Here is a 13,917-nt window from a genome sequence, read left to right as displayed (position 1 = left end):
GGCGATGCCAGGCCAACTGTCAACAGTTGACTGGTTGCGCTGCGGCGAGAACGTTGGGAGCCGAGACGTCATCGGAAGGCCCTCCTGCAGGGCCGATGGCCTCCGGGGTTTCCAGGCGTCGGGGCCGATCAGGCTGATGATGAGGGGGTGAACACCCCGCTGGCCTACTGGACCGCGGTGGCCGTGGGCGCCGTCACGGCGGCCGGCCTGTGCTTCGCTTGCCGGCGCCGGCCCGGCCTGTGGGTCTCGTGGGCCGGGCGGGCCATCGCGATCACCTTGGCCGTCGACGCGCTTCTCTTCCTCGGCAGCCCACTGGTGCAGGGCGGGTGGGCGATGCGCACCTCGCTACCGCTGGCACTGTGCCACGTCGCGCTCGTCGTCGCGGCGATCGCCTGCTGGTGGCCCGGCTGGCTGCTGGGCGTGGAGCTCACCTATTTCTGGGGACTGGCGGGCACCATGCAGGCGGTCATCACTCCCGACCTCGATGCGACCTTCCCGCAGCTCGAGTTCTTCCAGTTCGTCGTGGGCCACATCGGCATCGTGGTCGCAGCCCTCTACCTCGTCGTGGGCCTGCGGATCCAACCCCGTCCGGGGGCGGTGCCCCGGGTACTCGGCATCACAGCGGCATACGCGCTGATCCTTGGGGTCTTCGACTGGGCGACCGGCGCCAACTACATGTACCTCGCCGCGCCACCGGACCGGGCCACGCTGCTCTCAGTGCTCGGGCCGTGGCCGTGGTACGTGCTCAGCGCGACGGCCGTCGCCTTCGTCCTGTTCGTCCTCCTCGACCTGCCGTTCCGGCGGTCGCGCCATCGGGTTCCACAGGCCGCCCTGCAGATCCCGAGCGAACCAGGCCCCTGACGCGAGGGCGGGGGACCCTTCGCGTGACTACCGTCGGCCTCAGCCAGGCAGCAGAACCCGGATCTGGTCTCGGATCTCCTGCACGACGTCGTCGACCGGGTTGGCGATGTTGATGGTCGCCGCCATGCTCACGAACATGATCGCGGAGACGATGTGCGCGAGCGTGGCGGCGTCGCCGGAGTCGATGCGCTCGTCCCGCGCGAGCACGTCGGCGATCGCCCCTTCGGTCTGCACGGTCAGGGCGAGCGCGTCGCGGTGGTGGGGCTCCTGGGGGTCGCCGAAGACGATCTCGCGAAGGTAGGTCCGCCCGTTGTCGACCTGTTTGCGGTTGCACTCCACGACCGGGCAGACGATCGCCATCACAGCGTCGAGCAGGTCGGGGATCTTCTCGGACGCCGACCTGCCCTGTGCGAGCGCGTCGGCGTAGCCGGCGTTCTGCACGAGCAGGAGGAGCTCAGCCTTGGTCTTGGCGTAGAGGAACAGCGTGCCCGCACCGATGTCGGCCTTGTCGGCGATCTCCTGGGTGGTGACCTCGTCGACGCCGCGCGTCTCGAAGAGCTCTCGGGCGGCGGCGGTGATGCGGTCGAGCTTCTGCTGCTTGTTCCGCTCGCGCCGTCCGACTGGCTGGGAGGCGAGGGGCATGGCTGCCGTCCTTCTCTGCTGTGTGGGCTTCTGCTGTGGGGCTCGACGTGCCGGCGATCATTCTTCCACGGAGACAAGTGGAGCCCGCGTGCCGCGGAGCTCGGGGTAGAGGGCCTCGACCGGACCGCTCAGAGCGGCCTTGACCTGGGCGGTCAGCTCGTCGGCGATGACCTCGTGCTCGTCCGCCTCGACAGCGTCGTAGACCTTGGTCACGAGCACCGCCGGACGCATCTTGGGCCCCTCTGCGTGCGCGGCCATGGGGGTCTCCGCGTAGCCCACGTGCACACCGGTCACGTGGACGCCACGGGGAGCGAGCTCGAGCCGCAGCGAGTTCGTGGCCGACCAGAACGCGGCCTTGGAGGCGCTGTAGATGCCGCCGAACGCGTACCAGCTCGCGACCGAGTGCACGTCCACGAGAGTCGACTGCGGCTTGGCAGCGAGGATCGGCGCGAAGGCACGGGCGAGGAGGACGGGCCCGAAGAAGTTGGTCTCCATGTTTGCCCGCAGGTCCTCCTCGGTCACGTCGAGCAGGCTTGCGCTCGGCGGGATGGCGCCCGCGTTGTTGATGAGCGCCGTCACGTCCGGCGCGGCGGTCACGGCCGCGGCGATGGACGCGGCGTCGGTGACGTCGAGGGTGAGGGGGACGATGCGCTCGTCGTCCCATGGGCGCGGAGTGCGGGCCGTGGCGTAGACCTTGGCTGCGCCGCGCGCGAGTGCCTGGTGGACGAAGTGGGTTCCGATGCCGCCGTTTGCCCCGGTGACCAGGACGACTGCTCCGTTGAGGGTAGGCATGTCGGTGTTCTCTCTGTGGTCGGGTTTGCTGTGTGCCGGGCGAGCGGTGCCGCTACTGCACGTAGTGCGGAAGGGCCGCGCCGTCTCTCACGAAGGTCAGTGCCTCGGATACTTCGTAGGCGTGGACGGCGGACGCATAGGTGGCCAGCGCGTTGGACAGGCTCTCGATCTCAGGGGAGGTGAAGAAGGCGGCTCGCGCTGCCGGATCCGCGAAGCCCAGGATCAGCGATGCGTGGAACCTCTGGTCTGCCGGGTTGTCGTGCGCGACGGTCGGGGTGTCCCACAGCTTCTCGATCCACGGCAGGAACGTCTGGGTCCTGAGCTCCTTCAGGACGCCCATGCCGGCGAGAGCGCTGCTGAGCTCGACGAGGTGCTTCCGGAAAGCCTTGCCCCGTATGCCGTCCCGCCGCCTGATGTAGATGAGGGCTCGGGCGCCGACCGGCTGGCCGGGCTCGGCCACCTCGTACCAGCGCGACGAGCGCGGTGGCCCGAGGTAGAGCAGCGTCCGTCGGAAGACGTTCACTTCGTCCTTGAACGCCAGCCGGGTCTGCTTCCGCCCCCGCAGCGGTGACAGCGCCGACTGGAAGGTGACCTCCGCGACTCCGTCGATCTTGCGTTCGACGGGGATCTGCGTCTCGACGCCGCGGGTCGTCGGCCACAGCCCGGGGTTGGTGTCGGCGAGGTGGATCTGCCGGTACTCCTTGAAGCCCTTGGTCGCAGAGATGATCTTCGAGTGCGGCCCCTTCCAATAGGCCATCCCGGTCTGACGAGGCTGGTCGGCGCGTACCCACAGCAGGATGGAGGACGAGAACTGCTTGCTCGGTCTGGCCTGCGTCTTCGACGGTGCACTGTTCATGGCGCTCGTTCCTGTGTCGGTTCGGTCGCGGGGGCGGTCAGCGGGCGAGGAAGTCGACGGCGACTGGGGCGAACGTGTCGTGGAACTGGAAGATGCCGCCGTGGCCGGAGTCGGGATAGATCACCAGCTCCGAGCCCTTGATGCGGCGGTGCAGGTCTTCGGAGAGCACGGAGGGCACCATCCGGTCGTTGTCGCCGTTGGCGATCAGGGTCGGGGCAGTGATCGTCGAGAGGTCGGCGGGGGCCGAGCGTCCCCACTTCTTGATCGCCTTGAGCTGCGTCTGGAACGCCTTCACCCCGACCGGCGCGTCGCGGTCAGCGGTGCGCTCCTTGAGGCGCTCCACGAAGGCGCGGGCGGCAGGCTTGCCCGTGGCGTTGCGGTTGAAGAACAGGAACTCCTTCGGGTCGGCCCTGGTCAGGGTCGCGCGGAGGATGTCGTAGTAGGTCGTGCCGGGAACCTTGTCGATGTCCTTCCCGCCCGCGGGTCCGGTGCCGGTGAGGACGAGCTTGCGGACGAGCCCGGGCTGCTTCACGACGAGCGCCTGAGCGATCATGCCGCCGAGGGAGAAGGAGAAGATGTCGACCTTGTCGAAGCCGAGCGCCTTGATGAAGGTGACGGCGTCGTCGGCCATCGCCTCGATGCTGTCGGGGACGCTGCCGGTGGAGGCTCCCACGCCGCGGTTGTCGAAGGCGATGACGTGGCGCTGTGCGGCGATGGGGTCGATGATCCGCGGGTCCCAGTTGTCGAGGTTCGCGGCGAGATGGACGAAGAAGACGACGGGGATCCCGCCCTTCGGCCCCAGCTCGCGGTAGGCGTAGGTGACGCCGCCGGCGTCGACGGTGCGGGCGGGGGCGTCCTTGTAGGCGGTGATGACGCCGTCCGGCGCTGCGGGACTGTTCGTGCTCATGATGTTCTCCTGTTTCGTGGTTCGTGGGTGACGAGATGGGTCGTCAGGCCAAGCTGATGACGGCCTTGCCGCGGATGCCGCCGTGGCCCAGCGACTGCACCGCCTGCACGGTCTGGTCGAAGTCGAAGACCCGTCCGACGACGGGTCGTACCGCGCCCCTGTCGACGAGGTCGGTGATCTGGCGAAGCTGGTCACCGCTGGCGCGCATGAAGAGGAACTCGTACGTCACGCCGAGGCGCCGGGCCCGGCGGCGGATGCCGCTGCTGAGAGCGGCCATGACGAGCCGGAGCACCGGGTGCGCACTGAGCTGGCGGGCGAACGCCGAGTCGGGCGGCCCGGCGATCCCGATCGCCTTGCCGCCGGGGCGCAGCACGCGGAGCGACTTCTCGAGGTTCTTCCCGCCGAGGCTGTCCAGCACGAGGTCGTACCCGTCGAGGAGCTGTTCGAAGTCCTGGCTGCGGTAGTCGATGACGACGTCCGCCCCGAGCTCGCGCACGAAGTCGAGGTTGCCGGCGCTGGCCGTGGTCGCGACCGTGGCGCCGAGGTGCTTGGCGAGCTGGATCGCGATCGTCCCGACCCCGCCGGCCCCAGCGTGGATGAGGACCCGCTGCCCCGGCTGCAGGTTGCCCCGCTCGACGAGCGCCTGCCATGCGGTCAAGGCCACGAGCGGCAGGGCCGCCGCTTCCTCGAGGCTGACCGATGCGGGCTTGAGCGCCAGGTCGGCCTCGGCCACCGCGATGCGCTCCGCGAACGTCCCGATGCGGTCCTGGTCGGGCCGCGCATACACCTCGTCACCGGGCGTGAAGCCCTGCACCTTCGCGCCGACGCCGATGACGGTTCCGGCGACGTCGTTGCCGAGGATCTGCGGCAGCGTGTAGCGGAGGATCTGCTTGAGCTCGCCCGCCCGGATCTTCTCGTCGAGCATGTTGAGCCCGGCAGCCTGGACGCGCACGAGCACGTCGTGCTCTCCGACCTCGGGCTCGGGGACATCCGCCGGCTCCAACGGACCCTTGTACCGACTGACGACGAACGCTCGCATGACGACTTTCCTTCACATTCCGATGGCAGGTCTTGATCCGACCGATCTGAGTTGACTCAATAATGAGTGCACTCAGTCAATTTGTCAAGAAGGCCAGAAAGGCGTCGTCCAGAGCTGGTGTCAGCGGCGAGGCTGGGGCGACGGCTTGGCGCGCGGCGTCCGCCGTCCGGCGCTGCCGCGGGGGCGGGCTCGACCGCGTACGCCGAGGGTGTGTCGGAATCCTTCGAGGAACTGGTCGAACGCGGCGACCATGTCGACCTTGTCGTTGAGCAGCCACTGCAGCTGAAGGCCATCCATGACCGCGATGAGCTGTTGCGCTGCTTCAGTGACGTCGACGTCCGCGCTGACCTGGCCGTCGTCGCGGGCCACCGCCAGCTGGTCCACGAAGTACTGGGTCACGTCTTCGTAGCGGGCGACGAAGAAGTCGTGGGCGGGGTGGTCGGGATCGGTCGCCTCGGCGGACAGTGTCACGAACAGCTGGGTCAAGCCCGGCATGGTGGCGTTCCGGGCCACCAGCTCGCGCAAGCCGTCGAGCAGCGCGAGCCCCTCGCGTGGTGAGCGCCCCTGGCGGGAAAGGGTTTCACGGTGCTCGAGCACCGCGATGAGAAGTCGCTGCTTGGAGCCGAAGTGGTGCAGGACGCCCGTGTCGCTGACCCCGACGCGGTCCGCGATCTCACGCAGCGACCCGCCGCGGTACCCCAACCGGCCGAAGACATCGAGCGCGACGTCGAGTATCTGCGCCCTCCGAGCGGCGGTCTTGGCGTATGGCCCGCGGGGTCCGCGCGTACTCGCTGCTGTGCTCATGCTACCCAGCATAAGAAACCTCAGCCCAAAACCTAGCGATCACCATGTTTTCGGCGCTATGGTCTGGCAATCGCCCAACGAACTTCGGGCGTCCGGACTCGATGGCCTGCCCACCGGCAGCCCACCCTCCATGCGGCGGCTCGACCAGCGCCCACGACGACGTCGCACCGCTACTGCGCCCATCTCGATCGAACGAGGACGGTTTCATGCCGATGCATCGAGCACTACGTCAAGTCCTTCTGCTGGCGGTAGCCGCGTCAACCGCAGCAGCCCTCGCAACCGGCGGGGCCCGCGCCGCCGAGCCGGCGAACGACGACGCACTGACGGCGCGCGTGTGGGTCACCACACCGGACGGCACGGACAAGCTCAGCGACCTCGGCACCGTGGCGTTCAGCGACGCGCCGACTTCCGCGCCGACGCTGGTCGTCGATCCGACCCGGACGTTCCAGCGGATGCAGGGCTTCGGTGCGGCGATCACCGACTCGTCCGCGGCCGTGCTGTACCGGCTCTCGCCGACCGCGCGCGGCGCGGCGATGCGGTCGCTGTTCGACCCGGTCGCCGGAGCCGGGCTGAGCTACCTGCGCCAGCCGATCGGCGGCTCGGACTTTGTCGCGACCGCGGCCTACACGTACAACGATCTCCCGGCCGGGCAGACGGACTACTCGCAGAAGCGCTTCTCGATCGCCCACGACCAGGCCCAGATCCTGCCCTTGCTGCGCCAGGCCAAGGCGCTCAACCCACAGCTGCAGGTCATGGCCAGCCCGTGGAGCCCGCCGGCCTGGATGAAGAGCGGTGGCTCGCTCGTCGGTGGACGACTGATCGACGACCCGCGGATCTACCGCTCGTACGCGCTGTACCTGCTGAGGTTCATCCAGGCCTACGGGGCGAGCGGCGTACCCGTCGATGCCATCACCATCCAGAACGAACCGCAGTTCCGCATGCCCTCGGGCTACCCGGGCACCGACCTGCCGTCGTGGCAGGCGGCCGAGGTGATCGAGGAGCTCGGGCCGATGCTGCGCGCCGCAGGCCTGCACACGCGGATCCTGGGCTACGACCACAACTGGACCGAGCACCCGAACGACGCCGCCGGCACACCAGCTGACTCGACCGCCGACATCAACCGCTACCCGCAGAACCTTCTCTCGTCCTCCGCTGCCCGGTGGATCGACGGAGTCGCCTACCACTGCTACTACGGCGACCCGAGCGCAATGACCGCGCTGCACAACGAGTTCCCCGACAAGGCGATCTATTTCACCGAGTGTTCTGGCAGCCAGTCGGCCGACCCGGCGAACACCTTCTCCGACACGCTCAAGTGGCACGCCCGGAACCTCATCATCGGCGCCCCCCGCAACTGGGCCCAGACGGTCCTCAACTGGAACCTGGCTCTTGACCCGAGCGGCGGTCCGCACGTGGGCGGGTGTGAGACATGCACCGGTGTGATCACCGTCGGCCCGGGCGACACCGTCGCCAAGAACGCCGAGTACTACACGCTCGGTCACCTCGCCAAGTTCGTTGCACCAGGAGCCGTCCGGATCGCGAGCACCTCCTTCGGCACCACGGGCTGGAACGGGCAGATCATGGACGTCGCGTTCCGCAACCCGGACGGCACCACCGTCGTGGTGGCGCACAACGAGAGCGACGACCCCCAGACGTTCGCCGTGCGTGAGGGTGGCCGCGCGTTCACCTACACGCTTCCCGGCGGTGCCCTCGCGACGTTCACCTGGCACGGCACGCCGGCGGACACCTCCCGCCTGCGGCAGGTCGACCCGACCGGCTGGAGCGCCACCGCAGACCCGAATGGGCCGAGCAACCCCTGCTGTTCCGGTGATGTAGCAGCCAAGGCCGTCGACGACGATGCCAGCACGCGCTATTCCAACGGAATGGCGCAGGCACCCGGCCAGTACCTGCAGGTCGACCTCGGCAAGGCGACTCCCGCTCGACGGTTCGTCTTCGATACCGGAGTCGCCACCGGCGACTACGCGCGTGGCTACGCGGTCAGCACAAGCCAGGACGGCACGCACTGGAAGACCGTGGCCTCCGCCCAGGGGACCGGGCAGCTCACCAGTGTCGACCTGACCGGCGTACCCATCCGGTACGTCCGCATCACCCTCACCGCTGATGCGCCCGGCTGGTGGAGCATCGCCGACATCCGGGCCTACCGATGACCGCGAGACCAGCCCCGATGAGACCGACAGCAGAAGACGACGATCCGCGCTGACCAGCGCACGTAGTACCGGAACGGCCAGGCCCACGACGCCTCGGCCCGAAGAGCGCTGCGGCCGACGGACCGCCGCGCACAACGCCCAAGGGTGCACCTCGTCACGGCAGTCCCGCGACGGCATACAACATCACCGACGATGGATGGAGAAACCTCGATGTTTCACATGAAAGCCAAGCCCGCAGCGGCCGTCATCTTTGTGTCCGCGGCGCTCGTCCTCACCGCTTGCGGCAGAACCGGCGGAGCCTCGGAAGCGCCGGCAGCTGCCGGAACGATCGCCGCTGGTCCCGCAAAGGGCACCCTCACCGTGTGGGCGCAGGCCGACGAGGGCGCCGCACTCCCCGCCTTCGCCAAGGAGTTCGAGGCGGCCAACCCCGGGGTGAAGGTCAACGTCACCGCTCTCCCGTGGGACGCGGCGCACAACAAGTACCAGACCGCGATCGCCGGCGGCTCCACGCCCGACCTGGCCCAGATGGGGACCACCTGGATGGGTGACTTCGCTGATGCGTTCGTCCCGACACCGACGTCCATCGACACCAGCGGCTTCTTCCCCGGAGCCGTGAAGTCGACCCAGGTCGGTGGCACCGCGTACGGCGTGCCGTGGTACGTCGACACGCGGGTCATCTACTACCGCAAGGACCTCGCGGCAAAGGCGGGGTACACCACGTTCCCGACCAACTGGGCGGACTTCAAGGCCATGGCCAAGGCCATGCAGACAAAGGCGGGCGCCAAGTGGGGGATCGGCCTGCCGGTGAGCGGAGCCGACTCCTTCCAGTCGATGCTGTTCTTCCCGTGGTCGGCCGGGGCTGAGCTGACCGACAAGGGCCAGACCACGTGGACCCTGGACAGCCCAGCGTGGGTCAAGGGACTGACGTACTACAAGAGCTTCTTCACGGACGGCATCGCAACCCCGAACCCCGACACCGGGGCGGGCGCGGCGGAGTCAGCGTTCGTGAACGGCTCCGTCCCCATGATGGTTGCCGGCCCCAGCGGTATCGGCTCGATCACCAAGGCGGGCGGACCGGGGTTTGCCGACAAGTTCGGGGTGGGGATGGTGCCGAAGGACGAGTCCGCCACGTCGTTCGTCGGCGGCTCCGACCTGGTCGTGTTCAAGAAGAGCCAGAACCAGGATGCGGCCTGGAAGTTCATCCAGTTCCTCTCCAAGCCGGACGTCCAGGTCAGGTGGCAGAAGGCGGTCGGCGACCTGCCGGCGGTACAGAGCGCCTGGAAGGACCCGGCGCTGGCCGACGACCCGAAGCTGTCCGTCTTCGGCGAGCAGCTCAAGGACACCAACGCGCCGCCTTCCCTGAAGACCTGGACCCAGGTCAGCGCCGCCGCCGACACGGCCCTCGAGCAGATCATCAGGGCGGGAGTTGCGCCGGAGGAGGCCCTGAAGGGCCTGCAGGCCACCGCCAACTCCATCGGCACCGGAACCGGCGGCTGACCGTGGCAACCGCAACTCCGACCGGCGCGGGAGCTGTCCCCCGCGCCGGCCGGGCGGTCCCAGGGAACGTGGGCCGGGCGCGTCGTCGCCGTCAGGGCCTGGTTGCCTGGATGTTCGCGCTGCCCTTCGTGCTGGGCTTCGGCATCTTCATGCTGTTCCCGATCGTGTCCTCGTTCGTCATGTCCTTCACCGACTTCACCAGCAGCGACGTGCAGGACCCGCTGGCCGTGGGGTTTGTCGGCGTGCGCCAGTACGCCGACCTGTTCGGCAACCCGCAGTTCCTCAAGTCGATGTGGGTCACCGCGTACTTCGTCATCGTGGGCATCCCGCTCACGATGATCGTGGCGCTCGCGTTGGCCATTGCCCTGAACAGCGGCATCACCCGGTTCCGCACGGTGTTCCGGGTCGGCTTCTACACGCCTGTGGTGACCAGCATCGTCGCTGTCGCGGTCGTGTGGCGGTTCATCCTGCAGGACAACGGGCTCCTCAACGCCATGCTCGGCTGGGTCGGCATCGACGGACCCAACTGGCTCAACGACACGACCTGGTCGATGCCGGCCATGATCCTGGTGGCCGTCTGGCGCAACATGGGCACGCTGATGATCATCTTCCTGGCCGGGCTGCAGAACATCCCGGAGGAGGTGAAGGAGGCCGCCCAGATCGACGGGGCGAACGCGTGGACGACCTTCCGGCGCATCACCCTGCCGCTGCTGCGGCCCACGCTGCTGCTCGGTGCGGTGCTGCTGTCGGTCGGGTACCTGCAGTTCTTCGAGGAGCCCTTCGTCATGACGAAGGGCGGCCCGCTCGACTCCACCCTGTCGATCAGCTACTTCACGTACAACCAGTTCGGCTTCGGCAAGTACGGCACCGCGTCAGCGGCGAGCTACATCCTGTTCGTGGCGATCGCCCTGCTGAGCCTTGTCCAGTTCCGAGCCCTGCGGTCGAAGGATTGAGGCACGCACATGACAACAACCGAAGTCAGGCCGCTGAGACTCGAACCCGGCCGCCAAGGAACGCACGCCAACCCACGGAGGCAGCGTGGTATGCCGACCCGGCAATGGTTGGTCTACGGCGCTCTGGTCGTCGCCGGAGCCGCCACGATGCTGCCGTTCGTCTGGATGGTGCTGAGCTCGCTCAAGACCCAGGGCGAGATCCTCCGGAACCCGACCGGGTTCCTGCCCTCCGACCCCACGTGGGACAACTACGCCACCTGGTTCGGCGAGCTCAACATCCAGGGGTTCTTCGTCAACAGCCTGCTCGTCGCCGTCGTGACGGTGCTCGGCAACCTGGCGTTCTGCTCGATGGTGGGGTACGCGCTGGCCAAGATGGACTTCCCGGGCAAGCGCCTGCTGTTCGGGCTCGTGATGGTCACGCTGATGACCCCGGGGGTCGTGACGTTCGTGCCTTTGTTCGTGCTGGTCAGCAAGCTCGGGCTGGTCAACACCTACCCCGCGCTGTTCCTGCCGTTCCTGACCACGCCGCTCGGCGTGTTCCTGATGCGCCAGTTCATGCAGGGCATTCCGGACTCGCTGATCGAAGCCGCCCGCATCGACGGCGCCGGTGAGCTCCGGACGTTTGCACGCATCGTCCTGCCGCTGTGCGGGCCGCCCCTGGCGACCCTGGGCATCCTGACCTTCCTCGGATCGTGGAACAACTTCCTGTGGCCGCTCGTCGCCGCCCAGAGTGAGGACAAGTACACCCTGCCGGTGGCGTTGTCGCTGTTCTCCACTGGGCAGGACGCCACCGACTACGGGCTGCTGCTCGCCGGTTCGGTCCTGGTCATCACACCCATCGTGCTGCTGTTCGTCTCCCTGCAGCGGTTCTTCATCCAGAGCGTCGCATCCGCCGGCGTCAAGTAGAGATCACTCTCGATCCAATGGTGGTCGGCAGCACGACCACCCCGGTGTCGGGTCGGCCTCTGGCGTTCGCCGCTCGCGGCGGCCGCCAGAGGCCGACCGACACACCCAACCATCACAGACTGGAGTTCCATCCATGGCCTCGTCGAGCCTGTCCCGCTCGCCCATGCCCCCGACCATCGCAGAGCCGTACTGGGACGCGTCCCTCGGAGTCGAGGACAGGGTCGATGACCTGCTGGCCCGCATGACCGTCCCGGACAAGGTGGGCCAGCTCCTGCAGCTCGACGCCACCGGCGACCTGCACGACATCGTCGTCACACGATGCGCCGGGTCGATCCTCCACGCCTCTCCCGAGCAGATGAGCCAGGCGGTGGCACTGGCCGCGAAGACCCGACTTCGCATCCCGCTGCTCACCGCGGAGGACTGCATCCACGGTCACTCGTTCTGGCCGGGGGCGACCATCTTTCCGACACAGCTCGGGATGGCCGCCACCTGGGATGTCGACCTGCTCGAACGCTGCGCCCGCGTCACGGCCGTCGAAGCTGCCGCAACCGGGATCCACTGGGTCTTCTCCCCGGTCCTGTGCATCACCCGCGACCTGCGCTGGGGCCGCGTGGACGAGACCTTCGGTGAGGACCCGTTCCTGATCTCCGAGCTCGGCGCCGCGATGATCCGTGGCTACCAGGGCTCGGGGCTCGATGACCCGACAGCGGTCCTCGCGTGCGCGAAGCACTTCGCGGGCTACTCCGAGACCCAGGGCGGCCGCGACGCCAGCGAGGCGGACATCAGCCGGCGCAAGCTCCGGTCCTGGTTCCTGCCGCCGTTCGAGCGGGCGGTCCAGGAAGGCTGCCGTACCTTCATGCTCGGCTACCAGGCGCTCGATGGTGTTCCCATCACTGCCAACTCGTGGCTGCTCGGGGACGTGCTCAAGAAGGAGTGGGGCTTCAGCGGCACGCTGGTCACCGACTACGACAACGTCGGACGCATGGTGTGGGAGCAGAAGGTGTGCGCCGACGACGCGGAGGCTGCTGCGGTCGCCGTCCGTGCCGGCAACGACATGGTCATGGCCACGCCCTCGTTCTTCGAGGGAGCCCAGGAAGCTGTGTCCAGGGGCCTGCTCACCGAGGACGACCTCGATGGTGCGGTCCGCCGGGTCCTGCGCCTCAAGTTCGAGCTGGGCCTCTTTGAGGACCCGCGGCTGCCCGACCCGGCCCGGCAGGCCGAGGTGATCGGATGCGCTGACCACTCGGAGCTCAACCTGGAGATCGCGCGCCGTTCCCTCGTGCTGTTGCGAAACGACGGCACCCTCCCGATCGACGGCGGCCTGGCGGCCGGCGTGGCGGTGAACGCATCCGCGGACGGCTCGAGCCCGGAAGGTGCCACACCGCGCAACCTGCTCGTGGTCGGGCCCAACGCTGACGACCCGCACGCCCAGCTCGGCGACTGGGCCGGCGGCTCCGGCCAGCTGGTCTGGATGGGCGAGGGCCACCCGCGCGAGACGGTCGAGACCGTGCTGGACGGTCTTCGAGCTGTCGTCCCCGCCGACTGGACCGTCACCCATCGTCGCGGTGCCGAGATCGGCGTGCTCAGACCCAACCCGGCCGGCGCACTGTTCCCCGACGGTCAGCCGCGATACCCAGTGCTCGAACCTGCGGCGCCGGACCCAGTCATGATCGCCGAGGCGGTCGACGCCGCACAGCAGGCCGACTACGTCATCGCCGTCGTCGGTGACAACGTCGCGCTGATCGGGGAAGGCCGCTCCACCGCCACCCTGGAGCTCCTCGGCGGCCAGGTCGCCCTGCTCGAAGCGTTGGCGGAAACGGGCACTCCCATGATCGTGGTGCTGCTCAACTCCAAGCCCACCGTCCTCCCTCCGGCCGCCTTGAACGCCGCCGCACTCATCCAGGCCTTCAACCCCGGCATGCGCGGCGGACGGGCCATCGCCGAGCTCATCCTGGGCCGAATCGAACCGTCCGGGCGCCTGCCCCTGTCGTTCGCCCGACACGTCGGCCAACAACCCGTCTACTACAACGTCCTGCGAGGACAGCACGGCGACCGCTACGCCGACCTGACCCAAGACCCCCTGTTCGCCTTCGGCGAAGGGCTCAGCTACACCACCGTCGAGTACGCCGACCTCGTCGTGCACACCCCGGAGGTGACCCGCGACGAGACCATCCGGGCCGAGGTGACGTTGACCAACACCGGCTCCCGCCCGGCGCTCGAAACGGTCCAGGTGTACGTCAGCGACCTCGTCACGACGGTCACGTGGGCGGAGAAGGAGTTCAAGGCCTACACGCAGGTCACCGTCGAGCCGGGCGAGACCGTGACGGTCCACCTGAGGCTGCCGGCCGCGTCGTGCAGCGTGGTCACCGCCGACTCTCGTCGAGTCGTCGAGCCGGGCGAGTTCGCCCTCCTCGTCGGTCCGAGCTCTCGCGAGACCGACCTCCTCCGTGCCGACTTTCGTATCGCATGAGGTCGAGCACAGAGGGCCGAGCTCC

Annotated in this window: 12 protein-coding genes; 6 read left to right on the top strand and 6 right to left on the bottom strand. The window is 68.3% G+C overall.

Annotated features, from left to right (window positions below):
* Window positions 1-147 precede the first annotated feature (147 nt).
* Window positions 148-861, top strand: coding sequence for a TIGR02206 family membrane protein (locus tag ACFQU3_RS14750; protein ID WP_385911026.1), 714 nt, complete (start codon window positions 148-150; stop codon window positions 859-861).
* A gap of 39 nt (window positions 862-900) precedes the next feature.
* On the opposite strand, the gene ACFQU3_RS14745 is transcribed toward ACFQU3_RS14750, so the two are convergent.
* The 6 genes from ACFQU3_RS14745 to ACFQU3_RS14720 all read right to left on the bottom strand — a co-directional run bounded on the left by ACFQU3_RS14745 (window position 901) and on the right by ACFQU3_RS14720 (window position 5,901).
* Entirely contained in the window at window positions 901-1,503 is a 603-nt protein-coding gene (locus ACFQU3_RS14745) for a TetR/AcrR family transcriptional regulator (protein WP_385911025.1), read from the bottom strand.
* Window positions 1,504-1,560: 57 nt separating this feature from the next.
* Complete coding sequence (locus ACFQU3_RS14740; protein WP_385911023.1) at window positions 1,561-2,295, bottom strand: SDR family oxidoreductase; 735 nt, start codon at window positions 2,293-2,295, stop codon at window positions 1,561-1,563.
* Window positions 2,296-2,347: 52 nt separating this feature from the next.
* On the bottom strand, window positions 2,348-3,151 hold the full coding sequence (locus tag ACFQU3_RS14735; RefSeq protein WP_385911021.1) for a strictosidine synthase: 804 nt from the start codon (window positions 3,149-3,151) through the stop codon (window positions 2,348-2,350).
* Window positions 3,152-3,188: 37 nt separating this feature from the next.
* Complete coding sequence (locus tag ACFQU3_RS14730) at window positions 3,189-4,058, bottom strand: alpha/beta fold hydrolase (protein ID WP_385911019.1); 870 nt, start codon at window positions 4,056-4,058, stop codon at window positions 3,189-3,191.
* Between the two features lie 43 nt (window positions 4,059-4,101).
* The gene (locus ACFQU3_RS14725) at window positions 4,102-5,097 is read right to left on the bottom strand and encodes an NADP-dependent oxidoreductase (RefSeq protein ID WP_385911017.1); all 996 of its coding nucleotides are present in this window, start codon (window positions 5,095-5,097) and stop codon (window positions 4,102-4,104) included.
* A 120-nt stretch (window positions 5,098-5,217) separates the two neighbouring features.
* Entirely contained in the window at window positions 5,218-5,901 is a 684-nt protein-coding gene (locus ACFQU3_RS14720; protein ID WP_385911015.1) for a TetR/AcrR family transcriptional regulator, read from the bottom strand.
* Window positions 5,902-6,107: 206 nt separating this feature from the next.
* Between ACFQU3_RS14720 and ACFQU3_RS14715 the strand changes: the two genes are divergently transcribed.
* The 5 genes from ACFQU3_RS14715 (at window position 6,108) to ACFQU3_RS14695 (ending at window position 13,892) form a co-directional block, all read left to right on the top strand.
* Window positions 6,108-8,066, top strand: a complete 1,959-nt coding sequence (locus ACFQU3_RS14715) for a glycoside hydrolase family 30 beta sandwich domain-containing protein (protein ID WP_385911013.1) — start codon at window positions 6,108-6,110, stop codon at window positions 8,064-8,066.
* A gap of 219 nt (window positions 8,067-8,285) precedes the next feature.
* Window positions 8,286-9,563 carry a sugar ABC transporter substrate-binding protein gene (locus ACFQU3_RS14710; RefSeq protein ID WP_385911011.1) on the top strand — a complete coding sequence of 426 codons (1,278 nt, stop codon included), beginning with the start codon at window positions 8,286-8,288 and terminating at the stop codon, window positions 9,561-9,563.
* 110 nt (window positions 9,564-9,673) lie between these two features.
* Window positions 9,674-10,516 carry a carbohydrate ABC transporter permease gene (locus ACFQU3_RS14705; RefSeq protein WP_385911009.1) on the top strand — a complete coding sequence of 281 codons (843 nt, stop codon included), beginning with the start codon at window positions 9,674-9,676 and terminating at the stop codon, window positions 10,514-10,516.
* A gap of 9 nt (window positions 10,517-10,525) precedes the next feature.
* On the top strand, window positions 10,526-11,422 hold the full coding sequence (locus ACFQU3_RS14700; protein ID WP_385911007.1) for a carbohydrate ABC transporter permease: 897 nt from the start codon (window positions 10,526-10,528) through the stop codon (window positions 11,420-11,422).
* Window positions 11,423-11,585: 163 nt separating this feature from the next.
* Window positions 11,586-13,892, top strand: a complete 2,307-nt coding sequence (locus tag ACFQU3_RS14695) for a glycoside hydrolase family 3 N-terminal domain-containing protein (protein WP_385911005.1) — start codon at window positions 11,586-11,588, stop codon at window positions 13,890-13,892.
* Window positions 13,893-13,917: the final 25 nt, after the last annotated feature.

This window comes from Terrabacter sp. GCM10028922, assembly GCF_042666095.1.
Classification (GTDB): domain Bacteria; phylum Actinomycetota; class Actinomycetes; order Actinomycetales; family Dermatophilaceae; genus Terrabacter.
The sequence above is the reverse complement of the archived record's forward strand: the minus strand, read 5'-3'. Positions and strand labels throughout refer to the sequence as shown.